Below are 25,560 nucleotides of genomic sequence, written 5' to 3'. Positions count from 1 at the left end.
CTCTTCTCCCTCTGGTTGGTTTTTTATTTAAGCGGACACGGTGCTTACGAAATCCGGACTGCCGCGCAACGTGTTGCTGACTGTGCAGATCTCCTCCTCCGCCGCCTCCATGATGGCGTGGCGCACGGTGTCGTCGAAATCGCCCTTGATAACGAAGGCGATATCGAACCGCGCGACGCGCGACGGCTCGTCATGGGCCTTCTCACCGGTGACCTTGACCGTAACTTCCGTGAGCCGGTCGAGCACGCCGAAACGGCTCGCGGCGATGCGTGCGCTGAGCACCAGACAGCTCGCGAGCGATGCGTAAAGAAGGTCGAGCGGCCCGAATCCCGGCTGCGAAGGACTGGTGACGATATCGAGTTCGCCGCCGGTCAGCGATGTCACATGCGGAAAGCCGGTGCGGCCGACTACGGCGGTCGCGCCAGTTTCCCGCGTCCTCACTTTGAGCTCGGCCATGGGGCGTAACCTCGCGCGGCTCAGGCGTTTTCCGGGGGAATGACGCCCTTGGTGAAAAGAAAGCAGCCGTAGAAGCGTGTCTCGCCTGTTGTGATGACGCAGTAGGCCTTCTTTGCTTCCTCGTAGAAGGCAAAGCGCTCGATCCCGTACATCGGAGCGGGCTTCCCTTCGGCGCGGTCGATCTCGGCCTGCACCTCGCGCTGCACCGCCGGGACCTCGTCCGGCGCCCCCATGACTTCCATGCGCCCGGCCGAGGGCTGAAGCGGCGTGTCGAGCGGTAGGACCGAAAGGATCGCCCTTGCCGCGCGCGCCGAAGAAACATTGTCGATGTGCAGCAGTTTGCCGAGCGTGGTCTGCCGGGCGATGGCATCCGACGGGAAATTGGTATCGGAAATCACCAGCGTGTCGCCATGGCCCATCGATCTCAGCGCGTGCAGCACATCGGCATTGAGAGCCGGGTCGATATTCTTGAGCATTCCTGTCCTTCTCCACTGCAAAGCGCGGTCGCATCAGGCCGTTTCTGGCGCGCGCCGTCAACAGCCTGTTGCTCTTTCTCCACGCTTCCGATGCGACGACCACCGCTCTGCGGAGAGCGGGAGGCTATTCGCCGTAGGGAATCCAGATGTTCTTGACATCGACCGCTCGCCGCAGGAACGCCTGTCCTTCGGCGGCCGAGCGATCCGTCCAATCGATCGCCTTGCCGTAATCCACGAAGGTACGCTTGAGGTTGCCGACGGACAGCTTCTCGACGAGTGTCGAAAGTTCCGGCGAGCCGAACGCCCAGAGCGCGTCCACGTCGTTGTGCGCGGCGAGTGCCTTGGCGAGTTCGATCGCAGATCCGGTGACGATATTGATGACGCCGGGCGGCACATCCGAGGTCTCGAGGACCGAATAGAAGTCGGTCGCAGCCAGAGGATGCGCTTCGCTCGGCACGGCGACCACCCGGTTTCCGACTGCAATCAGCGGTGCCACGAGACTGACAAGCCCGAGCAGCGGCGCTTCCGGGGGGCAGATGACGCCGACGACGCCCTGGGGTTCCGGCATGGCCAGTGCCACGCCGCGCAGGGGCGGCTGGTGCACGGTGCCCTCGTATTTGTCCGCCCAGGCTCCGTAGCTGAACAGCCGGGCAATCGAAGCTTCGACCTCCGCTCGGGCATTGGCTGCCGAGGCCCCCGTCATGGCGGCGATGCGGTCGGCGAATTCCGCCCCGCGGCTGCTCAGATTCTCGGCGATGTAATAGAGGATCTGGGCGCGGTTATGCGCTGTTGCCGAAGACCAGCCCGAGGCGCCCCGCGCCGCAACGACGGCATTGCGGATATCCTTGCGGTTGCCCTCGCCGACTTCGCCGATCACCTTGCCTTTCGGGGAAAGCACGGGCCGCGAATAGTTCCCGTCCGGCCGCGCCTGCTTGCCGCCGACGAAGAGCTTGGCAGTGCGATCGAGCGCCGGAACGGCGAAATCACCGGCGGCCTGCTTCGGGGCCGGCAAGCCGTGTTCGGGGCGCAGCTTGCGCCCCATCCAGGCCCTCGGCTTCAGATATTCGTAGCAGCCCTCTCGCCCGCCCTCACGGCCGAAGCCGGATTCGCGCTTTCCGCCGAAGCCGCTCGACGCATCGAAGAGGTTGGTCGCATTGACCCAGACGACACCGGCCGCAAGCTTTGCGGCAACATGCAGGGCAAGACCGATCGTTTCGCTCCAGACGCTCGCGGCAAGGCCGTAGCGGCTATGATTTGCAAGCTGGATCGCCTCCTCCGGCGTACGGAAGGTCATCGATACGGCCACCGGCCCGAAGATTTCCTCGGTCGCGACGACGGAAGTCGGCTGGACGCCGGTCAACAGCGTCGGCCGAAAGAAGCTGCCGCCCTTCGGGAGTTCGATCTTCGGCTGATGCATCGATGCGCCTTCGGCGACGCCCTTCGCCACCAGCTCTTCGATTCGCTGCAACTGCACCGGCGCGACGATCGCCGCCATATCGATCGCCTTGTCGAGCGGATGACCGACGCGGAGCGTCTCCATGCGCCGCTTCAACCGGTCATGAAAGACCGGCGCCACGCCCTCCTGCACCAGAAGGCGTGAACCGGCGCAGCAGACCTGGCCCTGATTGAACCAGATCGCATCCACGACGCCTTCGACCGCCGCGTCGATATCGGCATCGTCAAAGACGATGAAGGGCGACTTGCCGCCAAGCTCCAGCGTCAGCGACTTGCCGCTCCCCGCTGTCTTCTCGCGGATCAGGCGTCCGACTTCGGTCGAGCCGGTAAAGGCGATCTTGTCGATATCCTCGTGCTCGACGATCAGCGCCCCCGTCTCGCCCTCGCCCGTCACCACGTTCAGCACGCCCGGGGGGAGACCCGCTGCAGCGGCAAGCTCCGCGAAGAGCAGCGCCGTCAAGGGCGTAAACTCCGCAGGCTTCAGGATGACGGAATTGCCGAGCGCCAGCGCCGGCGCAACCTTCCAGGCGAGCATCAGGAAGGGGAAGTTCCAGGGGATGACCTGTCCGACAACGCCCACGGGCATCTGGTCGGCGAATTCCGTCTCCTGCAGCTGTGCCCAGCCGGCATGATGATAGAAATGGCGAGCGGCAAGCGGTATGTCGATGTCGCGCGTTTCCCGGATCGGCTTGCCGTTGTCGAGCGCTTCGACGACGGCGATCAGGCGCGCATGGCGCTGAATCAGGCGCGCGAGCGCATAGAGGTGCCGGGCGCGGGCATGTCCGGAGAGCTTTGCCCACGGGCCCTGCGCCTTGCGCGCTGCCGCCACCGCCGCGTTCACGTCGTCGCGCCCGCCATGTGCGATTTTCGCGAGCAATTTGCCCGTTGCGGGCTCGAACGTGTCGAAGGATTTGCCGGATGCTGAACCGACGAATGTGCCGTTTATGAAGTGGCCGAGCTTGCCTTCGTGCCGAGCGAGCCAGGCGCGCGCCTCGGTATCGGCTTCGGGGGCCGGGCCATAGGACATTTCGTCGAAGAAAGTGGCAACGCTCATCTGATTATCCGATCGGGTGTCTGTTGAGGGCCGAATAGGCGCCGCTGACATGATGTTCGAGCTGGCGCTCGATGTCGGCGAGCAGGCTCGATGCCCCGACGCGGAAAAGGTCCGGTTCGAGCCATTCCCGCCCAAGCTCTTCCTTCATCAGGAACTGGTAGTTCAGCACATCCTTCGCGACGGAAATGCCGCCGGCCGGCTTGTAGCCGACCTTGATTCCGGTCCTCTCCTCATAGGCCCTGATCATCCTGAGCATGGCGAGGGTGACGAGCAGGGTCGCGTTCACCCCTTCTTTTCCGGTCGAGGTCTTGATGAAGTCGGCGCCCGCCATCATGCAGACGAGCGAAGCCCGCGCGACGTTGCGAAGCGTCTTGAGATCGCCGGTCGCGAGGATTGCCTTGACATGCGCATCGCCACAGGCCGCACGGAAATCCCGCATTTCGTCGTAGAGCGCCTGCCAATTTCCGGTCAGCACGTGCTCGCGTGTGATGACGATGTCGATTTCCCGAGCACCATCCGCAACCGAGGCCTTGATTTCCCTGAGCTTCACGTCGTGGGGGACGAGACCGGCCGGAAAGCCCGTGGACACTGCCGCCACGGGAATGCCGGAACCCTCCAGGGCCTCCACCGCGGTCGAAACGAAGCGATGATAGACACAGATCGCCCCGGTCGTGATGCCTCGATCGCCCATGCCGAGCGCGTCGAGAATGTCGTGACGCACCGGCTGGCGCGCCTTGGCGCAGAGGCGTTTGACGCGCTCGGCCGTATCGTCGCCGTTGAGCGTCGTGAGATCGATGCAGGTGACGGCTTTCAAGAGCCAGGCGGCCTGCGCATCCTTCTTGACGGTGCGCCGGCCAGGCAGCGTCTGGACGCGGCGCTCTGCCGCAGAGAGATTGACGCGCTGATCGAGCACCCAGGATAGGTCGAGCTCGACACCGTCATTGCGCGGCCAGTTATGGCCCGCGCCGGCGGGGTCCACCGCCGCGCTTTTCAGAGCAAGGTCTTCCAACCGATTTCTCCCTCTTCCCGGACCACCGGCGGCGCGCTTCAAAGAGCGAACAACAGAATGTTAGCTTTCTAACACGATATTTGTTAAACTTTCATCATTTCCGCCGCCTGTCAAGGCGGGGTTGTCCGCTCTCATACATTCCCGGCACAGGCATCAAATCGGCGGCCAACGCGGTTTCGCCGTGTTCTGTGATAAGCGACCGGAAAGCACTGGGCGGAGCAAAGAAAGCCGCCTTCAGCTTGCCGAGCTTGCTGCTGTCGGCGACGAGGTAATTCTCGCGCGCCAGCGAAATTACCTTCTGCTTGACCGGCACCTCGTGGAAATGGACGCAGGTCGCTCCCCTAGCCGGGTCTATTCCGGCCGCCGAAAGAAAGGCGACATTGATGCCGAGCTGGTCGAGCGTCTCGATTCCGGGCGCGCCGGAAAAGGAAGCCGACGACGGGTGATAGACGCCGCCCAGCATTACCATGCGGAGATTTGTTTTCCGCGTCAGCCTTTCGGCCGTGTTCAGGGAATAACATATCGCCGTGATTGCGTAATCGTCCGGTATCAGCTCGACCAGGTATTCCAGCGTCGTACCACAATCGATGAAAATCGTCTCATCGGGGCGAATGTGCCGGGCGGCATGAATGCAAGCCTGCCGCTTGGCGCCGGCGTGAATGTCGGCCGCGCGGGCAAGCTCGTAGGGCGCATCGCCTTCGATCTCAGCGGCCGGTACGATATGCCCGCCCAGATATCCGAACAGTCCAGGGTTGTCGGCGACATCACGGCGGACGGTCATTTCCGATACGCCTAGCAGCGCCGCCGCCTCTTTCAGGTGCACGACCCGCCGCGCCGAAAGCGCGTCGGACAAGGTGGCAATGCGTGTTTCCCTGCGGCTGGCCATGGCTCTTCCAAATTATAAAGAAAGCATTTTGCGCAATGTTAATCTGTGAGAAATATCACACGATCGCCTCGGCCCGCAAGCGATCCGCTGGGGCAAAGCTGGCCGTACGAACTGGCTTGTGGGCTCGTGCTTCAGGGCCGGGTTGTCCCTGAACTCGCCGTTTCCTCGATTGACAACGCCCAGCGAAGGTTGAAAAAGTGATGTACAATCGAAGCGGCCAGCGTCGGGGGGACTTTTGTCTATGCGCGCGTTTCTCGGTCTTTCCACCCTTCTTTTCACACTCGTTTCCCTGGGAATGCCGGTCGCAGCGGCCGAGCCCGAACGCCGGATCGAGATTACCAACGATGCCGACTATTTTGGCTTCGATCTGCGCACCGAGCAGAACGTATCGCTCGACCAATGCCAGAGTGCCTGCATTGCCGACCGCTCCTGCAGGGCCTTCACCTACAATCCAAAGGTGAAGTGGTGCTTCCTCAAGTCCGACTTCAACCAGTTGAATACGTTCCCGGGGGCCATCGCCGGCAAGGTCGCCGAAACCGCCGCCGGCGAAGCCGACATCGGGGCACCGCCGCGCCTCGATTTCGTCTCGGATGATCTCCTGCAGCAGGCGCGCGATGTGAAGGCGAATCTCGTTCTGGCCGACGACCAGCAGGGATTCGGGGTCAACGGCCTCGTCGAGACGGCGCGCAGCGAGTTGACGGCCGGCAACTTCGTCGCCTCTCTCAAGGCCTTCCGCGGCGCGCTTGCAATAACGCCGGAAGACGGTGCGCTGTGGCTGGAGACGGCTGAGGCCGCCAACCGGTTTGACGGCGGCACGGACATGGCGAGCGAAGCCGCCCTTGCCGCGCTCAACGGCTATGAACTGACGCGGACCACGCAACGTCGCGCGCATGCGCTGGCCATTCTCGCCCAGGCACTCGACAAGCTGCAGAACTATCGCGCCGCGCTTCAGTCCTACAAAGCCAGCCTCGAGCTCGTGCAGGCAAATGCAGTCGAGACGGCTTATCTCGATCTCAAGGCGCGGCAAGGTTTTCGGGTCACCGGCCACACGGTCGATGCAGACAGCGCCAGCCCCCGCGCCTGCGTGCAATTCTCAGAGCCGCTTCTGAAGAACGGTCCCGATTATTCCTCCTTCGTGACGCTCGATGGCGCCGCGCCGAAGGCGGTGGAAGCCAAGGGCAGCGAAATCTGCGTCGAAGGCCTGGCGCATGGCCAGCGTTACAAACTCGTGCTGAGGCAGGGCCTGCCCTCCTCCGTCGAGGAAGTCATCGAGACGCCCGTCAGCCTCGACGTCTACGTGAAGGACCGCGCGCCGATGGTCCGCTTCACCGGCGACAGCTTCGTTCTGCCCTCGACTGCACGTCGCGGCATTCCGATCGTCTCGGTCAACACGGAAAGTGCCAAGCTCAAGCTCTACCGTATCGGCGACCGCAACATCTCTTCGCTGCTCACGAGCTCCCAGTTCCTGACCCAGATCGACGGCTACAGCGAGGAGCGCATCAAGGACGAGAGCGGCGAGCTGGTCTGGCAGGGCAGCATCGAAATCGAGACCGAGCTGAACAAGGAAGTGGTGACGAGCTTTCCGGTCGACGAGGCTCTGCCGCAGCGCAAGCCCGGCGTCTACGTGTTGACGGCGAGCTCCGGAACCGGACTTGCACAGGATTGGGATGCGCGCGCCACGCAATGGTTCGTCGTGTCCGACATCGGCATGTCGACCTTTGCAGGCACGGATGGGCTTACCGTCTTCGCGCGTTCGCTTGCGAGCGCCAAGCCTCTTGCAGAGGTCGAATTGCAGCTGGTCGCGAAGAACAATGAGGTGCTCGGGACGGCGACGACCGATGCGGAAGGACGCGCAACCTTTTCCGCCGGGCTGATCCGCGGCACGGCCAGCGTGACGCCGTCGGCGATCACCGCCCGAAAGGGTAGCGACGACTACGTGTTCCTCGACATGACGCGCGCCGGCATCGACCTTTCCGACCGAGGCGTTACCGGCCGCGCCGCACCGGGTGCGATCGACGTCTTCGCCTGGACGGAACGCGGCATCTATCGCGCGGGCGAAACCGTTCATGCCGCAGCGCTCACCCGCGACGTCAACGGTGCCGCGATCGAAAAGTTGCCGCTGACCTTCGTTTTCCTGCGCCCGGACGGCGTCGAGGACCGCCGCCTCGTCAGCGACGGCGGCAAGCTCGGCGGGCACACGCTCGATCTGCCGGTCCCTGAAAATGCGATGCGCGGCACCTGGACGATGCAGATCTTCACCGATCCAAAGGGCTCTGCGATCGCCGAGAAGCAGTTCCTCGTCGACGACTTCGTACCGGACCGCACCGAGTTCGACCTGACGAGCGAAGCAAAGGCGATCGAGGTCGGCACCCCGATCGAAATCGTCGTCGACGGACGCTATCTCTACGGCGCACCGGCCGCGGGCCTGACGCTCGAAGGCGAAATTGCCGTGAGGCCGACACGCCGGAGCGAAGCGTTCAATGGCTATTTCTTCGGCCTCGCCGACGAAGAGGCAAGCGAGGACACGCGCCTGCCGCTGGAGGGGCTGGAGCCGCTCGATGAAAACGGCAAGTCGGTTTTCCATGTCGATCTCGCCGAAGTTCCCGGAACGACGCAGCTGCTCAACGCCAATGTGACCGTTCGCATGCGCGAGGCCGGCGGCCGCGCGATCGAGCGCACATTGACCCTTCCGGTGAAACCCGAGGGACCGATAATCGGCATCAAGCCGGAGTTCTCCGGCGACCTCGCCGAAAACTCGGTCGGGAAATTCCACGTCATCGCGGTCGACGCGGACGGCACCAGGACCGCGATGCCGGGTCTCCCCTGGAAGCTGATCAGCGTCGAACGGAATTACCAGTGGTATCGCGACGGCACCGCCTGGAAATACGAGCCGGTCATCTCCACCAAACAGGTCGCGAGCGGCTCGGCCGACGTGACGGAGGACGGCGCCGAAATTTCGGTCCCGGTCGGCTGGGGCCGTTATCGGCTGGAGATCGAGGCGGCGGCCCTTGACGGGCCGGCTTCGAGCGTTGAGTTCGATGCGGGCTGGTATGTCGAGGCCACCTCCACGGAGACCCCAGACGGGCTGGAGATCGCTCTCGACAAGGAGAACTACGCGGTCGGGGAGACGGCGAAGCTCAAGGTCTCGCCGCGCTTTGCCGGCGAACTGCTGGTGACTGTCGGCACGGAAACCCTGGTGACGGCGAAGACCGCGGCCATTGCCGAAACCGGTGGCGAGGTGGAACTGCCGGTGACGGCCGACTGGGGTACCGGCGCCTATGTCACCGCGACGCTTTACCGCCCGGGCGAAGCCCAGGAGAGCCGCATGCCCATGCGGGCGATCGGTATCAAGTGGCTCGCCGTCGATCCGGCGGACCGAAAGCTCGCCGTCAGCTTGGACGCGCCCGACAAAACCGAGCCGCGCCGGCCGCTCGATATCGGCCTTCAGGTACGGGGCGTCGGCACCAATGAAGACGCCTATGTCACGGTTGCCGCTGTCGATGTCGGCATCCTGAACCTGACGCGCTACGAAGCTCCGGACCCCGACGGATGGTATTTCGGTCAGAGGCGGCTCGGCCTCGAGATGCGCGATCTCTACGGACGATTGATCGACGGCTCGCTCGGCGCGACCGGCCGGCTGCGCACGGGCGGCGACGGCGGACAAATGCCGATCCAGGGCAGCCCCCCGACCGAAAAGCTCGTCGCCTTCTTCTCGGGCGCCATCAAGCTCGACGCCGAAGGCATGGCGAACATGCGCTTCGACATTCCGCAATTCAACGGAACGGCGCGGATTATGGCGGTCGCCTGGACGAAATCCGGCGTCGGCCACGCGGTCAAGGACGTGGTCATCCGCGATCCGGTCGTCGTGACTGCGAGCCTGCCGAAGTTCCTGGCGCCGGGAGACCGGGCCGAATTGCGGCTCGATATCGCCAACGCCGACGGGCCGGCGGGCGATTATCAACTGCAGGTCACGACCAACGGCCCGGTCACCGTCGAACAGACAGCGGCCGAAATGATGAACCTCGACGCCGGCGGCAAATCCGCTCTGACTCTGCCGCTCGCCGGACAGTATTCGGGAGACGGTCTCGTCACCGTCAGGCTCTCGAATGCCGCGGGCCTGTCGCTGGAGCAGACGCTGAACATTCCTGTCCGCCCGGCTGCCCTTCCGGTCACACAGCGTCATGTCGTCAATGTCGCCGCGGGCAGCAGCCTTACGGTGGACGAGCAATTGCTCGCCGACAGCCTGCTGCAGGGCGCCTCTGTCAGCCTCAACGTCACGCGCTCGGCCGCCTTCGACATCCCGGCGCTTCTGATGACGCTCGACCGCTATCCCTACGGCTGCGCCGAGCAGACGACGAGCCGCGCCTTGCCCTTGCTCTATCTCAGCGAGCTTGCCAAGCAAGCCGGGCTTGGAGACGACGAAGGTGTGAAGAAGCGCGTGCAGGAGGCGATCTATCGGGTCCTTGCATATCAATCCTCCGCCGGCAGTTTCGGCCTTTGGAGCCCCGGCTCCGGCGATCTCTGGCTCGATGCATACGTCACCGATTTCCTTACCCGGGCGCGGGAACAGAAATTCGACGTGCCGGAACAATCGATGGTGCAGGCACTCGAAAACCTACAGAACGCGCTGAGCTACGAGACCAACGTCAAGGACCGCGGCAACGAGATCGCCTATGCGCTCTATGTCCTTGCGCGCAACCGCAAGGCCGCTATCAGCGATCTGCGCTATTATGCGGACGCGATGCTCGGCGATTTCCCGACCCCGCTTGCCAAGGCCCATATCGCCGCGGCGCTCGCGCTCTATGGCGATGCCCGGCGCTCGCAGGATATCTTCGCGGCCGCGGCCAATATGTCGACCGGGCTCGTCAATGTCAGCCTCGCCCGCTCCGACTACGGCTCTTCGCTTCGCGACGGCGCGGCCGTGCTGGCGCTGGCAGCCGAGAGCCGGCCCGTGCCGCCGATCATTCCCGAGCTATCCAGGGTCGTTGCCCGGGAGTGGCAGCAGGCTAGATACACGAGCACCCAGGAACAAACCTGGATGCTCCTTGCCGCACGCGCGATCCAGGGGGGCGACGAGGACATGAGGATCGAGGTCAACGGCGCAGCGCGCACGGGCAGTTACGCCGCCCGCATGACCGGCGACGCGCTGATCGAGCATCCGGTCGTTATCCGCAACGAAGGCACCGACGCGGTCTCCGCCGTGGTCACGACCGTGGCGGCGCCGGCGCAGCCGCTCTCGGCCGGCGGCGAAGGCTTCACCATCGAGCGGAGCTATTACACGCTCGACGGAACGGCGGCTAATGTCAGCGAGGCCCGGCAGAACGAGCGCTATGTCGTGGTGCTGAAGGTGACCGAGACCAACGACTGGCCGTCCCGGGTGCTCATCACCGATCTCTTGCCCGCCGGTTTCGAGATCGACAATCCAAGCCTCGTCGACAGCGCCCAGCTCTCGAATTTCGAATGGATCGGCGAAGTCCAGGCCGCCCACACAGAATTCCGCAGCGACCGCTTCGTGGCCGCCTTCGACCGTTCGACGGGCGACAACCGCGAGATCACGCTCGCCTATGTCGTGCGCGCGGTGACGCCCGGCACCTACGACCATCCGGCCGCGAACGTCGAGGACATGTACCGGCCGCAATTCTCGGCGCGCACGGCGACCGGCCGCATGGAGGTGCAGGCAGCCCAGTAGGACGCAGGATGATGTTCTCTCGGCGAAAGTCGTACCGCAACGGCATTGTGCCGGCCTCACGCGACCCATCCGGACGCGGCCGGGCGATCGTCGCGTTATCCCTCGCCCTAATCCTGTCCGCACTCGCAGTCTTCACCCTCGAATGGGCGGACAGGACCTTTCCGCCGCCCCTCTCCGTGGCCGGTACGGTCTCGGCCGAAGTTCTCGACAGAGACGGCCACCTCCTGCGCGCCTTCGCGACCAAGGATGGACTGTGGCGGCTGAAGACGACCGCTCAGGACGTCGACCCGCGCTTCATCGAGATGCTGATCGCCTATGAGGACCAGCGCTTTCGCGAACATCACGGGGTCGACCCGTTGGCGCTCGCTCGTGCCGCGCTGCAATTCGTCACCAACGGCCGTATCGTCTCCGGCGCATCGACGCTTTCCATGCAGGTGGCGAGGCTTATCGAGCCGCGCGAGCGGCGGACGCTGGGGGCGAAGCTCCTGCAGGTGGCGCGCGCTATCCAAATCGAACGGCGCCTCGGCAAGGACGAGATTCTCGATCTCTATCTGACGCATGCGCCCTATGGCGGCAATCTCGAGGGCGTGCGCGCGGCAAGCCTCGCCTGGTTCGGCAAGGAGCCGCGCCGCCTCTCGGCGGGAGAGGCAGCACTGCTCGTCGCAATGCCGCAACTGCCGGAAAAGCGCCGGCCCGACCGCAATCTTGCCGCCGCCGAAGCGGCCCGCAAACGCGTGCTCGCCCGCGCGGCGGTCGCCAGGGTCATTGGCGAAGGCGAAGCGGAGCGGGCGGCGATGACCGCCATACCGACGCGGCGCCTGCAGCTTCCCGCCCATGCTGCCCACCTCGCCGAGGCGGCGCGACGGAAGGATCCGGCGGGGCGCCTGTATCCGACGACGCTTAGCCGCAATATCCAACGCGGCCTCGAAGGCGTCGCACGTGAAGGTGCTGCAAGGCTCGGTCCCAAAGTGTCGGTCGCCATGGTCATGGCCGATATCAGGACCGGCGAGATCGTCGGCGAGGTTGGCTCGGCCGACTATTTCGACGCAAGCCGCTCGGGCTGGATCGACATGTCGCGGATCACCCGCTCCCCCGGATCGACGCTGAAACCCTTCATCTACGGTCTTGCCTTCGAGGAGGGTCTCGTCAGCCAGGAGACGATCATCGAAGACCGGCCGGCGGACTTTTTCGGCTATCGGCCGCGCAATTTCGACATGAATTATCAGGGCGACGTCACCGTGCGCCAGGCGCTGCAACTGTCTCTGAACGTGCCGGCGATCCGCCTGCTCGATGCCGTCGGTCCGTCGCGCCTGATGGTGCGCTTCCGGCGCGCCGACGTCAGGCCGAAATTGCCGCCGCACGAGGCGCCGGGGCTTGCGATCGGCCTCGGCGGCGTCGGCATCACGCTTCGCGAGCTCGTGCAGCTCTATGCGGGCCTTGCGAACCAGGGCTGGCCGGTGCGCCTCGGCGACGGCATCGAAGGCGTCCCCGGTCCCACCGACGGCGAGCCGCTGCTGTCGACGGTCGCCGCCTGGCATGTCGCCGACATACTCTCGGACGTGCTGCCACCGGCGGGAAGCCGCCGGCACGGCATCGCCTACAAGACCGGCACCAGCTACGGCTATCGCGACGCCTGGTCCGTAGGCTTCGACGGCCGCTATGTGCTCGGTGTCTGGGTGGGCAGGCCCGACAATGGCGCGGTGCCCGGCTTGACCGGTTACGGTGCGGCGGCGCCGATTCTGTTCGAAGGATTCGCTAAGGCGGGGGTCGCCATCACACCCCTGCCCGGCCCGCCCGCGGGCGCCGTCCGGCTTGTCCAGGCCGATCTGCCGATCAGCCAGCGACGCTTCTCGGTCACCGCGAACGGGCTGCTTTCGGCTTCGGTCCGTGAAGCGGCGCCGCAGATCGTGTTCCCGCCCGAAGGCGCCCGCGTCGAGCTTGGCGCGCAAGGGAATGACGGGATCACGCCCTTGACGCTGAAGCTCCAGGGCGGCCGAGCGCCCTTCCGCTGGCTTGCCAATGGCCGTCCGCTGCCCGACGTGACCCGACGGCGCGTCAGTCAATGGCAGCCGGATGGCGGCGGCTACTCGACGCTCACGGTCATCGATGCGCTGGGGCGTGCCGCCAGCGTTCGCGTCTTCGTCCAGTGAAACAATATGGACGCTCCACCCGACCGCCGGTCCCCCCTTCATGCCGTGTGCGCGGCCTTGACGGTATCGCCTTGCGGCTCGCGGGCCGGAGGCGCCATGACGAGCGGCATGCCCGCCTCAAGGCAAGCGGCGATGAAGGCTTCCCGTGCCACTGCCGCCGGCGTCATCCGGTTCAACGCCCGCCGACAGGTCCGCACCGCCCGTTCGTAGCGCTCGCCCTTCCTGAGCGGCCACTCGTTTTCCAGGAAGTCGAGGGCCTCGTAAACGGAGGCAAAAGTGTGCGTCAGACCGTTGGAAAGGCGCACGGTGAGAGGGATCGTCCAGGGGATCTCATTGAGAAGCATTTTTCCTCCTTTCCTATGCCGTCAATGAATTGCACGCCCGCTGCACTTCCACGGGTCGAACGAACCATGCAGCGCTGCGGGGTGCCATATTGATCTCTGCGCGTCTCGAAAACGTATCGCGCTGAACAGATATTGGAGCGGAAAAGGTAAATTCAAGAACCCCGATCAGTGGCTTGGGCCCTCTTTCGATCGGCCAGTTTTCGCGGTCGCCGGGGGGCCGGGCAAAGGAACGAAAATCGATGTTCGGGACCCCTTGAAACCCGGCTTCGAATGACTAAATCGGGTGCGAGAGCCGCCTGTAAGGGGCTCGCAGTCGAGGAGCTCCGTTCTCTTCGGCGCTCCTCATCGTCCATGTTGCTCAAGGAGGATATGGCTATGAGAACAAGCTTCGATTTCTCGCCGCTGTCGCGCTCCAGCGTTGGCTTCGAACATCTGTTCGACCTCTTGGATTCCGCAAGTCGCCTGGCGCCCAACGACAACTGGCCGCCCTACGACATCGTGCGGGTCGGCGAGAACCAGTACCGGATCGCAATGTCGGTAGCGGGCTTCGCCCCGGACGAGATCACCATCACGCACGAGCAGCAGATGCTGACCGTCACCGGTGCGAAAGCCGGAGAAGACGACACCGAATATCTCTACCGCGGTATTGCCGCACGCAATTTCGAGCGTCGCTTCCAGCTCGCCGACTTCGTAACGGTCACTGGCGCCAACCTCGCCAACGGCCTGCTCAAGATCGACCTCGTCCGTGAGCTTCCCGAGCAGATGAAGCCGCGTCGGATTGAGATACATCAGGCAGAAGCATTGCCAGCCGGCGAAGCCTCGAAACAGATCGAAGGCGAAAAGCACGCAGCGTAGCCGCACATGCATACCGCACCGAAGCGCCGGCGTCCGCCGACGCCTCGGTTCTCGGCGGATTGGAGCGGGAAAGCGCCGGAAATTACGCACCTCCCGCTCCACTGCAAAGAAAGGAACGGACCGATGAATGTACGTGATCTCATCCCATGGGGCCGTGCGCAGGGCCAGGTGCCGGCTTCCTATCGTGACAACGACCGAAATCCCTTCCTGGCGCTCCACAGGGAAATGAACCGCCTGTTCGACGACGCCTTCCGCAGCTTCGAAACCCGCCTGCCCATCAGCGGCTTTTCGGGTTTTGCAGGTGGCTGGCCGAGCGTCGAGGTCTCCGACCGGGATAAGGAAATCAAGGTGACCGCGGAACTGCCGGGTCTCGATGAAAAGGATGTCGAACTGTCCTTGTCCGACGGCGTGTTGTCGCTGCGAGGCGAAAAACGGGCAGAGACCGAGGACCAGGAAAACCAGTTCTCGGAGCGATATTACGGACGCTTCGAGCGGCGCATTGCGCTCGGATACGAGGTGGACGAAAGCAAGGTGAATGCGACCTTCCGCAATGGCGTCCTGACCGTTACTCTGCCGAAGACCGAGCAGGCCCAGTCGAAAGCCAAGCGCATTGCCATCAACGGGCGGTAGTAGCCTGTTGCGGTCCCAGCGGTGGGCGAACGCCCCTCATCCGCCTGCCGGCACCTTCTCCCCGCGGGCGGGGCGAAGTGACTGGCGGGCACCCTTTCGCGTCCCTCGCGAAAGCTCACGGAGACTGCCGCTTGTCCCTTCTCCCCATCTAAATGGGGCGATCGCAGCCGGATGCTACTGCACGTTTCCTTTGATCGTACTTTTAGCTAAGCCATTGCCAGTACCCTGACGGCCTCGGCCTTCGTCTCCCGCCGCCCGCTCTTCATCGGCTTGCCCGCAACATATACCTCAGCCACCGAGCGATCGTCGCCCATGGTCTGCAGAACGAAAAGCTCTTCGGCAAGCGTCGAGGCAACCTGCATCCTGAGCTCCATGGCCGGCTTGGCGCGGCTGTCGAGGACGACGATGTCCGCATCCGCGCCGGCGTGCAGCGAGCCGATCCGATGTTCGAGGTCGAGCGCGCGCGCGTTGCCGAGCGTCAGCATGTAGAAGGAGTTGAGCGGGGAGAGCCGCTGGCCCTGCAGGTGCAGAACCTTGTAAGTCTCGTCCATCGTTTCTAGCATCGAGAAACTCGTCCCGCCGCCGACATCGGTCGCGACCGCGTGGCGCGCGCCAAGCCTGTCGAAACGGTCGCGATCGAAGAGGCCACTGCCGAGGAAGAGGTTCGAGGTCGGGCAGAAGACGCCGACCGCCCCGGTTTTTGCGAGGACAGATATTTCGCGGTCGCTCAGATGGATGCAATGGCCGAGCAGAGTCTTGCGGCCGAGAAGCTCGTAGCGTGCATAAATGTCGGTATAGTCCTTCGCTTCCGGATAGAGCGAAGTGGCGAAAGCGATCTCGTCGCGGTTTTCGGACAGGTGGGTCTGAACGTAGCAATCCGGATGCTCGGCAGCGAGCACGCGGCTCACCTCCATCTGCTCCGGCGTCGAGGTGATCGCAAAACGCGGGCTGATCGCATAATGCGCGCGGCCGCGGCCATGCCACTTGGCGATAAGCGCCTTCGTCTCGTCATAGCCCTTTTCGGGCGTGTCCCGCAACGCGTCGGGCGCGTTGCGGTCCATCATCACCTTGCCGCCGATCATCAGCATGTTGCGCTCTTCGGCTGCCGTAAAGAATGCATCGACGCTTTCCGGATGCACCGAGCAATAGGCGGCCGCCGTCGTTGTGCCGTTGGACAGGAGTTCGTCCATGAAGCGGTCGGCAATGAAGGCCGCGTGCTCGGGCGCCTTAAACTTCTGCTCCTCGACGAAGATGTAGGTGTTCAGCCATTCGAGGAGCTGCGCACCGTAGGAGGCGATCGCCTGTGTCTGCGGGAAATGCAGGTGCGTATCGATGAAACCGGGCATTACCAGATGCGGCCGATGATCGGCGATCTTTACGCTGGGCCCCACATGTTTCGCCACGTCACCGTAAGGACCGACGCCGGCGATCTTGCCTTTGCTCACGAAAACGGCGCCGTCCTCGAAGAAACGATAGGAGCCGGCATCGTCGACGCCCGCGGGCTCCTTGACGAAAGTCAGCACGCGGCCGCGGATCAATTGATCGCTCATTGGACTTTTCCTTCCGTTACGGTCGTCTCGTACCAGCTGGCGATAAGCTGGCGTTCCTCCTCGGTAATGCCCGTGACATTGGCGGGCGGCATGGCATGCGAGCGCCCCGCCTGCAGGTAGATTTCGCGGGCATGCGCGACGATGTCGCCATCGGCTTCGAGAACGACGCCCTTCGGCGGCACGATTATGCCTTCCCATCCCGGCTCGCGCGCATGGCACATGGAACAGCGGCCAAGCACGGTGTCGCGCACTTTGGAGAAGTCCGGTGACGCGACGACGGCCTCGGCGGCCGTCGAAGCCCTGGCCTCTCCGCCGTCGGAGAGGACCTTGGGCACGGTGGAGAGCCACATGATGGCGATGAACAGAAGCACCGTCGCGAGCCAGGTCCAGGTCGGGCTGCCCTTGTTGGCGTGGCGGGTGTTGAACCAATGGCGGATCGTGACGCCCATGAGGAAGACCAGCGAGGCGATGATCCAGTTATACTGCGTCCCGAAGGCGAGTGGATAATGGTTCGACAGCATCAGGAACAGCACGGGCAGCGTCAGATAGTTGTTGTGCGTCGAACGCTGCTTCGCCTGCTTTCCGAGCGCAGGATCGGGCGTGCGACCTGCGATCAGGTCGGCAACAACCTTTTTCTGGTTCGGGATGATGATGAAGAACACATTGGCCGACATGATGGTTGCCGTGAAGGCGCCGAGATGCAGATAGGCGGCCCGGCCCGTGAAGAGTTGGGTGTAGCCCCACGCGACGATGACGAGGATGAAATAGAGCAGCACCATCAGCCGCGTATTGTCGTTGCCGAACGGCGAACGGCAGATCATGTCATAGGCGAGCCAGCCGAAGCCAAGCGAAGCCAGCGAGATGGCGATTGCCATCGGCTTCGAGACGTCGAGCACGTTCGGATCGATGAGGTAGAGGTCCGCGCCGGCATAATAGACGAGCGCAAGCATGCCGAAACCCGAGAGCCAGGTGACGTAGGACTCCCATTTGAACCAGATCAAGTGCTCCGGCATGTTTTCCGGCGCAACCAGATATTTCTGGATGTGGTAGAAGCCGCCGCCATGCACCTGCCACTCTTCGCCATAGGCGCCGACCGGCATGCCCGGACGCTGCTTCAGCCCCAGGTCGAGCGCGACGAAGTAAAAGGATGAGCCGATCCAGGCGATGCCGGTGATGACATGCAGCCATCTGACCGCAAATGTCAGCCAATCCCAGGCGATGGCATACTCGTACATTGAGTTCTCCCCATTTCTCTCGCGTTCATTATGTGTCATTGCTTGGGGAGGCGGGAACGGCGCCATCGCACCAACTCTTTCAAAAAAAACTATAAAATCGAAGAGAGGCCGGAGCGCTACGTTCGCGCCGGAAGAGCAGAGGCGGAAGCATGTCCTATCTCGATAATGTGCGTGTGTTCGTGCGCGTCGTGGAACTTGGAACACTATCGGCAGCGGGCCGCGATCAACGCGTCACGCCGGCCGTTGCCAGCAACAGAATCAAGGAGTTGGAGCGGCATATGGGCGTGCGCCTGTTCAACCGCACCACCAGAAAACTGACGCCGACCGAGCACGGACGGGTCTTCTACGAAGGCGCGGTAAAGATCCTCGAGGCGGTCAACGAGGCGGAGAGCGCCATTGCCGATCTTTCAAGAAATCCGAAGGGAGCGCTGAAGATCACCGCCCCGCTCGGCATCGGGCGGCGGCTGATCGCGCCCGGCATACCGGAGTTTCACGACCGCTATCCGGATATCGAGGTGCGGTTGCGCCTCTCCGATCATAATGTCGACATCCTTGCCGAGGGCGTCGACATCGCCTTCAAGCTCGGCATACTCGAGGATTCGAACCTGCGCATGCGCGGCATCATGAACTGCGACCGCGTGCTCTGTGGGTCGCCGCGGTATTTCGAAAGGCGCGGCATCCCTTCGTCGCCGGACGACCTCCTCAGCCATAGCCACGACTGTCTTCTGCTGCGCTATCCCGGGTCGAAGGAGTATTACTGGACCTTGCAGACGCCGGATGGCGTCCGCAAGTTCGAGGTCGGCGGCCCTTATGATTCGGATGATGGCGACGTGCTAACCCAGTGGGCGCTCGACGGACGCGGCATCGTCAACAAGCCGCTCTTCGAGGTGAAACAGCATATCGACGAGGGCTTGCTCGTCCCGGTGCTCGAAGAGACGCCACCGCTCGGTGCACAGCTCGCGGCGATCTACCCTCACAAGCGCTTCCAGGATCCGAAGGTGCGGTTGATGATCGACTTCATGGCCGAGCGCTGTCAGCGGCTGATCGGCAAGATGCTGGCCGAGTCTGCCGAAGTGCAGGAGCGTTCCAGCGCTTGAGCGAAGCGCCCTCAGGGCACAAGCACGACCTTACCGATCGTTCGGCGGCTCTCGATAGCCCGGTGTGCGTCCGCGGCCCGATCAAGCGAAAAGCGACTGTCGATCGCGACCGTCAAGGCGCCCTCTTGCGCCCGGGTGAAAAGCTCGGTGAGGTCCGCCTTCAATCCGGCGAGGTCCAAGAGCGGCAGTAAGGCGAAGCCGCGCAGGGATTGGTTCAGTGCGAACATCGATTCTACTTGCCGGCCGCTCAACGCAAACCTGCCGAGGGCGCCGAAAACCAGCTCTCCCGCCGGTACCAGCAGATCGATCGCAGCGTGGGTAAATTCGCCGCCGACGAAATCGTAAAGAATGTCGACCCCGCCACCGTTCAAAGCCTCCCTGAGCGTTGCCGTCCAATCAGGCGCCGCATAGTTGATGCCGAGGTGAGCACCGAGCCAACGGGCGGAGTCGAGCTTTTTCTGCGAACTTGCAACCGCTACAATCGTCCGCGCGCCGCCGTCCCTTGCCAATTGCACGAGCAATGAACCCACACCGCCTGCCGCAGCGCTGATCAGCAGCGTTTTGTTCTGCAGCGAGCTTTGCCGGACGAGATAAAGAGCCGTGAGGCCCTGCACCATCAGGGCAACAGCGGCTTCGAAGGACAGTCCGTCCGGGATCGGTACCAGCATCGCGGCATCGACCGATACATATTCGGCATATCCGCCGGTACCCCGCCCATGAGCGAACATCGGGACCGCGACACGACTGCCGATGATATCCTGGGAAAGATCCTCCCCGACCGCTACGACGACGCCGGCGACCTCCACACCTGGGATCATCGGCAGTTCGGGCGTGACCGCGTAGCGATCCTGCCGCATCAGAACCTCGAAATAGTTGACGCCAACGGCGCCCACGCGGACGAGCGCCTCGCCCCTTCCCGGACTCGGTGTAGCGACATCGACGCTTTGGAGCACGTCTGGCGACCCGAAGCGGCGGAACTCAATGGCCTTCATAAGAACTTGCCTCGAAACTGTTGGTTTGCGCGGCTATTTAGGGCTAGTCTTCAGACCGCATCTACACACTCTTTCGTTCCATACTGACCGATGGGTAACCATGGCTGAGATCATAAAGAAATTGCCGGTGCTGCCCTCCGAGCGCGCACTCAAAGTGATTTCCGGACGCTGGAAAGCCATCGTCCTCTACCATCTGTTCGATAGGCCGAAGCGGCTGTCCGAGTTGCGAAGGCTGATACCCGCCGTCAGCCAGAAAGTGCTGATCCAGCAGCTCCGCGAAATGGAGGAGCATGGCCTCGTACACAGGGAGATTTTCCGCGAGATACCGCCGCGCGTCGAATATTCGGCGACGACGCTCGGCGTCAGCCTCGAGCCCGTCCTGCTGGCACTTTGCGAGTGGGGTCAGCGCCACGCCGCCGAACTGAACGAGGTCGATCACGTGGCAGACTGCGTGATCCGCCCGCGAAAGGGCGACAACCGGGCTATGCCTTGATCGATCTCCGGCTCTTCGGGGTGGGCGCGCGAGGCTGCAGATGGCGGTTCAGCGCCGCAGTCAGTATCTCGGCCGCGGCAAGCGCTGCGATCACCGGCGGCCGCTTGTCCTTCACCGCCGTACCGCCGATCGGGCAGACGAGCCTCCCGAAAAGCTCAGGACGATCGACCTCTCGCGACAGCCAGTTCTTGAAAGTCGCGCGTTTTGTCTTCGAGCCTATCATGCCGACGTAACTGGCGTCTTCGCGCCCGAGCGCCTCAGTCGCGATCAGGAAGTCGAGTGCGTGATCGTGGGTGAGGACGACGAAGGCGCTGTCCGGCGGCGCGTCGCGCACGATGGCTTCGGGCATTGCGGTCAGGCAGGTCTCGATACCCGGCACGTCGGCGGCCGAGAGTTCGTGCTCGCGCGTGTCGACGAGAACGGTCCTGAGCGGCACGTGCGACAGCGCCATTGCGAGCGCGTTGCCGACGTGGCCGGCGCCGAAGATATAGACATGCGGCCGATGCGCGATCTCATCGTCGCTGCGTTCGATAAGTGCCGCACGCGTGTCCGCATCGACCTTTTTGAAAGAAAGCGCGACATGACCGCCGCAGCATTGGCCGATCTCCGGGCCGAGGGGGATCGCCAATCGGAGATCCGCGTTCGCCCCTTGAACGAGCTTGCGCGCGTGGTCGATCGCCATGAATTCAAGCTGTCCGCCACCGATCGTGGAGAAGGTGCGATCTTTTGAGACGAGCATCCAGGCATCCGCATCGCGCGGCGTCGAGCCTGCCGCGCTCGCCACCTCGACAAGCACGCAGGCCGTTCCACGGCTCAGGAAATCCCGTATGTCCTCTCTGCGCGCCATCTCAGTCATCCACTATCTTCGCCGCGCGATCGTCCCTACCCGGCCCGGGCGGCGCGCAGGCGCTCGACCGCCATCAGCACGCGCTCCGGCGTTGCCGGGGCATCAATACGCGGCGGAATACGATAATCCGCGACGCTCGCCGCCGCCATGGATATCGCCTCCAGAACCGAAATCCCCAGCATGAAGGGAGGTTCCCCGACCGCCTTCGAGCGCCGGATCGTCTCCTCCCTGTTGATGGACCATTCGGCCAGACGCACGTTGAAGACGCGCGGGCGATCGGACGCGAGCGGGATCTTGTAGGTGGAGGGCGCATGCGTCCTCAGCCGGCCCTTGGCATCCCACCAGAGTTCCTCCGTCGTCAGCCAGCCCATGCCCTGGACGAAGGCACCCTCGACCTGACCGAGGTCGAGCGCCGGGTTCAGCGACTTGCCGACATCGTGGATGATATCGGTCCGCTCGACCTGGTATTCGCCGGTCAGCGTGTCGACGCTGACCTCGGAGCACGAGGCGCCGTAGGCGAAATAATAGAACGGACGCCCCCGCCCCTCGGCGCGGCTCCAGTGGATCTTCGGGGTCTTGTAGAATCCGGCCGCCGAAAGCTGCACGCGCGCGGCATAAGCCGCCTTGATAAGATCGGCAAAGGCGATGCGCTCGGCGCCGATCCGGACCGTGTTGGGCTCGAAGGCGATATCAGCTTCGCCGACGCCGTAGCGCTCGGCCGCGAAGCGCACGAGCCGCTCCTTGATCTGCTGGCAGGCATTGGCGGCCGCCATGCCGTTGAGGTCCGAACCGGACGAAGCGGCCGTCGCCGAGGTGTTCGGCACCTTGCCGGTCGAGGTCGCCGTCACCTTTATATGGTCGAGATCTACCTGGAACTCGTCCGCCACGACCTGCGCCACCTTGGTGTAGAGCCCCTGCCCCATCTCCGTGCCGCCGTGGTTCAGCTGGATCGAACCGTCCGTATAGACATGGACCAGGGCGCCGGCCTGGTTATATTCCGTCTTGGTGAAAGAGATGCCGAATTTCACCGGCGTCAGCGCGATACCGCGCTTGATGACGGGGCTCTCGCGGTTGAAGGCGATGGCCGCCTGCCGCCGGGCGGCATAGTCGGACGAAACCTCGAGCTCCTCGATGATCCGGCCGATGATGTTGTCTTCCACCGTTTGGTGGTACGGCGTCAGGTTGCGCCCCTCGCCGCCGTAGAAATTGAGCTTGCGGATTTCCAGCGGGTCCTTGCCGAGCGCATAGGCGACGTCTTCGATCATCCGCTCGCCGCCGACCATGCCCTGCGGTCCGCCGAACCCCCGGAACGCGGTGTTCGAGACCGTGTTGGTCTTCAGCGGGCGCGAGCGCAGCCGGACATTCGGGTAGAAATAGCAGTTGTCGGCGTGGAAGAGCGCGCGATCGGTCACCGGTCCGGAAAGGTCGGCCGAGAAGCCGCAGCGGGCGGCGAAGACGGCGTCCACCGCCTCGATGCGGCCATCGTCGTCGAAGCCGACCTTGTAGTCGACGTGGAAGTCGTGGCGCTTGCCCGTCGCCGTCATGTCGTCGTCGCGGTCGGGGCGCACTTTAATCGCGCGGCGGTATTTCCTCGCCGCCACTGCCGCAACCGCGGCGAAAAGATTTGCCTGCGTCTCCTTGCCGCCGAAGCCGCCGCCCATGCGCCGGACGTTGACAGTCACGGCATTCGACGGCACGCCCAGCACATGGGCGACCATGAGCTGCGTCTCGCTGGGATGCTGGGTCGAGGAGAAGACGGTGACTTCATCATCTTCGCCGGGAATGGCGAAGGAGATCTGGCCTTCGAGATAGAAGTGATCCTGGCCCCCGATGCGCATCTCGCCCGAAACGGTGTTTTTCGCCTTGGCAAAGCCGGCATCGATGTCGCCACGCTCGAGCTTCAGGGGATCGATCACCAGCGGATAGTTCGCGGCGGCCGCTTCGAGAACATCCGTCACATGCGGCAGATCGCGATAATCGATCTTTACCTTGGCGGCCGCGCGCCGGGCGGCCTCGCGCGAGGTGGCGATGACCGCGAAGATCGGCTGGCCGTGGAACTCGACCTTGCCGGCCGCGAAGACCGGATCGTCGTGCTTGTGCGCCGGGCTGATATCGTTTTCGCCGGGTATGTCCTCCGCCGTGAGCACTCCCACGACACCCGGACTGTTACGCACCGCCTCGAAATCCACCGACAGGATTTCGGCATGCGCGCGCTGCGACAGCCCCAGATAGCCGTGAAGCGTACCGGCGGGCTCGGGAATATCGTCTATATACTCGGCGGTTCCGGAAACATGCTTGTGACCGGATTCGTGGCGTTCCTTGTCGTGGACGGCGCCGCGGACGCGATCGACGGGCTGCATCACATTCATGGGTCCACCCTCTCTACATAGCCACCGCGACCGTGCGGTCGATCCGGATATTGCGCGTTTCCTGCGTTTCCAGATGGAACCGCCGCAGGAGATTCCTGGCAACGAGCATCCGATATTCAGAAGAGGCGCGCCAGTCGGTGAGCGGCGTGAAATCCCGCTCGAAGGCCGCCACGCCAGCCTCGATGGCAGCGTCGTTCCATTGCGCGCCCTTGAGAGCGGCCTCCACATTCGACGCGCGCTTCGGCGTGCCCGCCATGCCGCCAAAAGCGATAGCGACGTCGGCAACCTTGCCGTCACCGTCGAGCTTCACGCGGAACGCGCCGCAGACTGCGGAAATATCTTCATCGAAGCGTTTCGTGATCTTGTAGACAGCGAAGCGCTCGGTCTCGTCCAGGAAGGGAATCCGGACAGTCTCGACGAATTCGCCGGGTTCGCGATCCTGTTTTCCGTATTCGATGAAGAAGGCTTCCAGAGGCAGCGTGCGGCGGCTTGTTCCCTTGCGCAGGGTCACCGAAGCGCCAAGTGCGATCAGCGCCGGCGGCGTGTCGCCGATCGGCGAACCGTTGGCGATATTGCCCCCGACCGTGCCCATGTTGCGCACCTGCTCGCCGCCGATGCGGTCCCAGAGCTCGCGCAATTGCGGGAAGTTCCGGACGATGACCGGATAGGCCTCCGTGTAGCTCACGCCGGCGGCAAGGGTGATACCGTCCGGCGCGATGGAAATCCGCCGCAGTTCTTCCAGATGCGAGAGATGGACGACCGGCGCGATGTCGCGCATGAACTTCGTGACCCAGAGCCCGACATCGGTCGAACCGGCGACGATCGTCGCCTTGGGGTTCGCCTCGAGAACCGCAGCGAAATCGTCCAGCGAGGCCGGAAGCACGACGCGCTCGTCTTCGCCACCGATCTCGACGCGGCAGCCGTCCCGAAGCGCCTCCAGCTGCCGCGTGATCTCCTCGCGTTCCACAATCAGCGGGTCCTTGCCGAGCTCGCCGACCGATGCAATCGCTTCCGCCGCCCGAATGATCGCCGCATAACCGGTGCAGCGACAGAGATTGCCCTGCAGCGCCTTCTCGATTTCCTGAACGCTCGGCTTCGCATTCGTCATCCAGAGGCCGTAGAGCGACATCACGAAACCGGGTGTGCAGAAGCCGCACTGCGAGGCGTGCGTGTCGACCATCGCCTGCTGCACGGGATGCAGCGGCCCGTTCGGCTGCGCAAGCGCTTCGACCGTCACCACATGGCAGCCGTCAAGCGAGGCCACGAAGCGGATGCAGGCGTTGACCGATTCGTATTTGAGCTTGCCGTCGAGAAGCCGGCCGACAAGCACGGTGCAGGCGCCGCAGTCGCCTTCCGCGCAGCCTTCCTTCGTGCCGCGCAGACTCCGGTCGATGCGCAGAAAGTCCAGCAGCGTCTGCACCGGCGAGACATCGGCAAGCTCGACGGGCCGGTCATTCAAAAGGAAACGGATCGTATTGCGGATTTCGGTCGTCATTGCCGTCAGCTCCCGCGATAGGTGGAATAGCCGTAGGGCGAAAGCAGGAGCGGCACGTGATAATGCGCGGCCCGGTCGGCGATCCCGAAGCGGATCGGAATCACGTCGAGAAACGGGTTCGCGCCGCGCTCGGCCGCAGTGCCGAGATATTCGCCGGCGTGAAAGCGCAGTTCGTAGGTGCCGGTTTCCATCGTGGAGCCGTTGAGAAGCGGCGCATCGCAGCGCCCGTCATCGTTGGTGCGGGTCGACGAGAGAAGCTCCGGCCGTTCACCTTCAATCCGGTAGAGGTCGATGCGCAGATTGCTTGCCGGTCTCCCGCTCGCCGTGTCCAGCACGTGGGTCGTCAGACGCCCGGGCGTTCCGTCTTGAACTTGCATTCTGTCGCTCCTCCGAAAGTCAGCATCGAGGATAGAGTATCCGAAGCGCGGGCGCCCTTGTGTAGCGGGTTCAACCTTCGAGACTTTCAAATTTTTCGGGG

The 25,560-nt window shown here is 63.7% G+C and carries 19 protein-coding genes; 6 read left to right on the top strand and 13 right to left on the bottom strand.

Going from position 1 to position 25,560, the window contains the following annotated elements:
* Positions 1-27: 27 nt before the first annotated feature.
* The 5 genes from M1D43_RS21160 to M1D43_RS21140 all read right to left on the bottom strand — a co-directional run bounded on the left by M1D43_RS21160 (position 28) and on the right by M1D43_RS21140 (position 5,336).
* Complete coding sequence (locus tag M1D43_RS21160) at positions 28-456, bottom strand: OsmC family protein (protein ID WP_010975663.1); 429 nt, start codon at positions 454-456, stop codon at positions 28-30.
* A 20-nt stretch (positions 457-476) separates the two neighbouring features.
* Positions 477-932 (bottom strand): RbsD/FucU family protein, encoded by a 456-nt coding sequence (locus M1D43_RS21155; RefSeq protein WP_013850735.1) that lies wholly within the window; start codon positions 930-932, stop codon positions 477-479.
* A 124-nt stretch (positions 933-1,056) separates the two neighbouring features.
* Positions 1,057-3,441 carry an aldehyde dehydrogenase family protein gene (locus tag M1D43_RS21150; protein ID WP_014527231.1) on the bottom strand — a complete coding sequence of 795 codons (2,385 nt, stop codon included), beginning with the start codon at positions 3,439-3,441 and terminating at the stop codon, positions 1,057-1,059.
* Positions 3,442-3,445: 4 nt separating this feature from the next.
* Positions 3,446-4,450, bottom strand: a complete 1,005-nt coding sequence (gene deoC / locus M1D43_RS21145) for a deoxyribose-phosphate aldolase (protein WP_014527232.1) — start codon at positions 4,448-4,450, stop codon at positions 3,446-3,448.
* A gap of 94 nt (positions 4,451-4,544) precedes the next feature.
* Positions 4,545-5,336: a DeoR family transcriptional regulator gene (locus M1D43_RS21140; protein ID WP_014527233.1), complete on the bottom strand. Its 792-nt coding sequence runs from the start codon at positions 5,334-5,336 to the stop codon at positions 4,545-4,547.
* A 241-nt stretch (positions 5,337-5,577) separates the two neighbouring features.
* Here M1D43_RS21140 and M1D43_RS21135 point away from each other — a divergent pair, with 241 nt between their 5' ends.
* Both M1D43_RS21135 and pbpC read left to right on the top strand, forming a co-directional pair.
* Positions 5,578-11,025, top strand: coding sequence for an MG2 domain-containing protein (locus M1D43_RS21135; RefSeq protein WP_498814502.1), 5,448 nt, complete (start codon positions 5,578-5,580; stop codon positions 11,023-11,025).
* An 8-nt stretch (positions 11,026-11,033) separates the two neighbouring features.
* A complete protein-coding gene (gene pbpC, locus M1D43_RS21130) occupies positions 11,034-13,175 on the top strand; it encodes a penicillin-binding protein 1C (RefSeq protein WP_027990133.1) in 2,142 nt (713 codons plus the stop codon).
* A 38-nt stretch (positions 13,176-13,213) separates the two neighbouring features.
* Here the strand turns inward: pbpC and M1D43_RS21125 are convergent, their stop codons facing one another.
* Positions 13,214-13,519 (bottom strand): DUF982 domain-containing protein, encoded by a 306-nt coding sequence (locus M1D43_RS21125; RefSeq protein WP_010975656.1) that lies wholly within the window; start codon positions 13,517-13,519, stop codon positions 13,214-13,216.
* A 375-nt stretch (positions 13,520-13,894) separates the two neighbouring features.
* Between M1D43_RS21125 and M1D43_RS21120 the strand changes: the two genes are divergently transcribed.
* Positions 13,895-14,374 carry an Hsp20 family protein gene (locus tag M1D43_RS21120; RefSeq protein WP_013850739.1) on the top strand — a complete coding sequence of 160 codons (480 nt, stop codon included), beginning with the start codon at positions 13,895-13,897 and terminating at the stop codon, positions 14,372-14,374.
* A gap of 123 nt (positions 14,375-14,497) precedes the next feature.
* Complete coding sequence (locus M1D43_RS21115) at positions 14,498-15,004, top strand: Hsp20/alpha crystallin family protein (RefSeq protein ID WP_014527237.1); 507 nt, start codon at positions 14,498-14,500, stop codon at positions 15,002-15,004.
* A gap of 206 nt (positions 15,005-15,210) precedes the next feature.
* Here M1D43_RS21115 and guaD read toward each other — a convergent pair whose 3' ends face one another.
* Positions 15,211-16,554, bottom strand: a complete 1,344-nt coding sequence (guaD, locus tag M1D43_RS21110) for a guanine deaminase (RefSeq protein WP_014527238.1) — start codon at positions 16,552-16,554, stop codon at positions 15,211-15,213.
* Positions 16,551-17,789, bottom strand: coding sequence for a urate hydroxylase PuuD (locus M1D43_RS21105; RefSeq protein ID WP_013850741.1), 1,239 nt, complete (start codon positions 17,787-17,789; stop codon positions 16,551-16,553). Before M1D43_RS21105 ends, guaD begins: the two co-directional genes overlap by 4 nt.
* A gap of 149 nt (positions 17,790-17,938) precedes the next feature.
* On the opposite strand from M1D43_RS21105, the gene M1D43_RS21100 reads away from it, so the two are divergent.
* A complete protein-coding gene (locus M1D43_RS21100) occupies positions 17,939-18,886 on the top strand; it encodes a LysR family transcriptional regulator (RefSeq protein WP_010975651.1) in 948 nt (315 codons plus the stop codon).
* Positions 18,887-18,897: 11 nt separating this feature from the next.
* On the opposite strand, the gene M1D43_RS21095 is transcribed toward M1D43_RS21100, so the two are convergent.
* Positions 18,898-19,878: a quinone oxidoreductase family protein gene (locus tag M1D43_RS21095; RefSeq protein ID WP_014527239.1), complete on the bottom strand. Its 981-nt coding sequence runs from the start codon at positions 19,876-19,878 to the stop codon at positions 18,898-18,900.
* 100 nt (positions 19,879-19,978) lie between these two features.
* On the opposite strand from M1D43_RS21095, the gene M1D43_RS21090 reads away from it, so the two are divergent.
* Entirely contained in the window at positions 19,979-20,371 is a 393-nt protein-coding gene (locus tag M1D43_RS21090) for a winged helix-turn-helix transcriptional regulator (RefSeq protein ID WP_014527240.1), read from the top strand.
* On the opposite strand, the gene xdhC is transcribed toward M1D43_RS21090, so the two are convergent.
* The 4 genes from xdhC to uraH are packed head-to-tail and all read right to left on the bottom strand — an operon-like array spanning position 20,361 to position 25,459.
* The gene (xdhC, locus tag M1D43_RS21085) at positions 20,361-21,218 is read right to left on the bottom strand and encodes a xanthine dehydrogenase accessory protein XdhC (protein WP_013850744.1); all 858 of its coding nucleotides are present in this window, start codon (positions 21,216-21,218) and stop codon (positions 20,361-20,363) included. The two genes, M1D43_RS21090 and xdhC, sit on opposite strands and share 11 nt — an antisense overlap.
* A 35-nt stretch (positions 21,219-21,253) precedes the next feature.
* A complete protein-coding gene (gene xdhB / locus M1D43_RS21080; protein ID WP_014527241.1) occupies positions 21,254-23,587 on the bottom strand; it encodes a xanthine dehydrogenase molybdopterin binding subunit in 2,334 nt (777 codons plus the stop codon).
* A 13-nt stretch (positions 23,588-23,600) separates the two neighbouring features.
* On the bottom strand, positions 23,601-25,082 hold the full coding sequence (gene xdhA / locus M1D43_RS21075) for a xanthine dehydrogenase small subunit (RefSeq protein ID WP_014527242.1): 1,482 nt from the start codon (positions 25,080-25,082) through the stop codon (positions 23,601-23,603).
* Positions 25,083-25,087: 5 nt separating this feature from the next.
* Positions 25,088-25,459, bottom strand: coding sequence for a hydroxyisourate hydrolase (gene uraH, locus M1D43_RS21070; protein WP_010975645.1), 372 nt, complete (start codon positions 25,457-25,459; stop codon positions 25,088-25,090).
* Between the last annotated feature and the right edge of the window lie 101 nt (positions 25,460-25,560).

The organism is Ensifer sp. R1-3, assembly GCF_056739175.1.
This window is presented reverse-complemented; position numbering and strand designations above follow the sequence as displayed.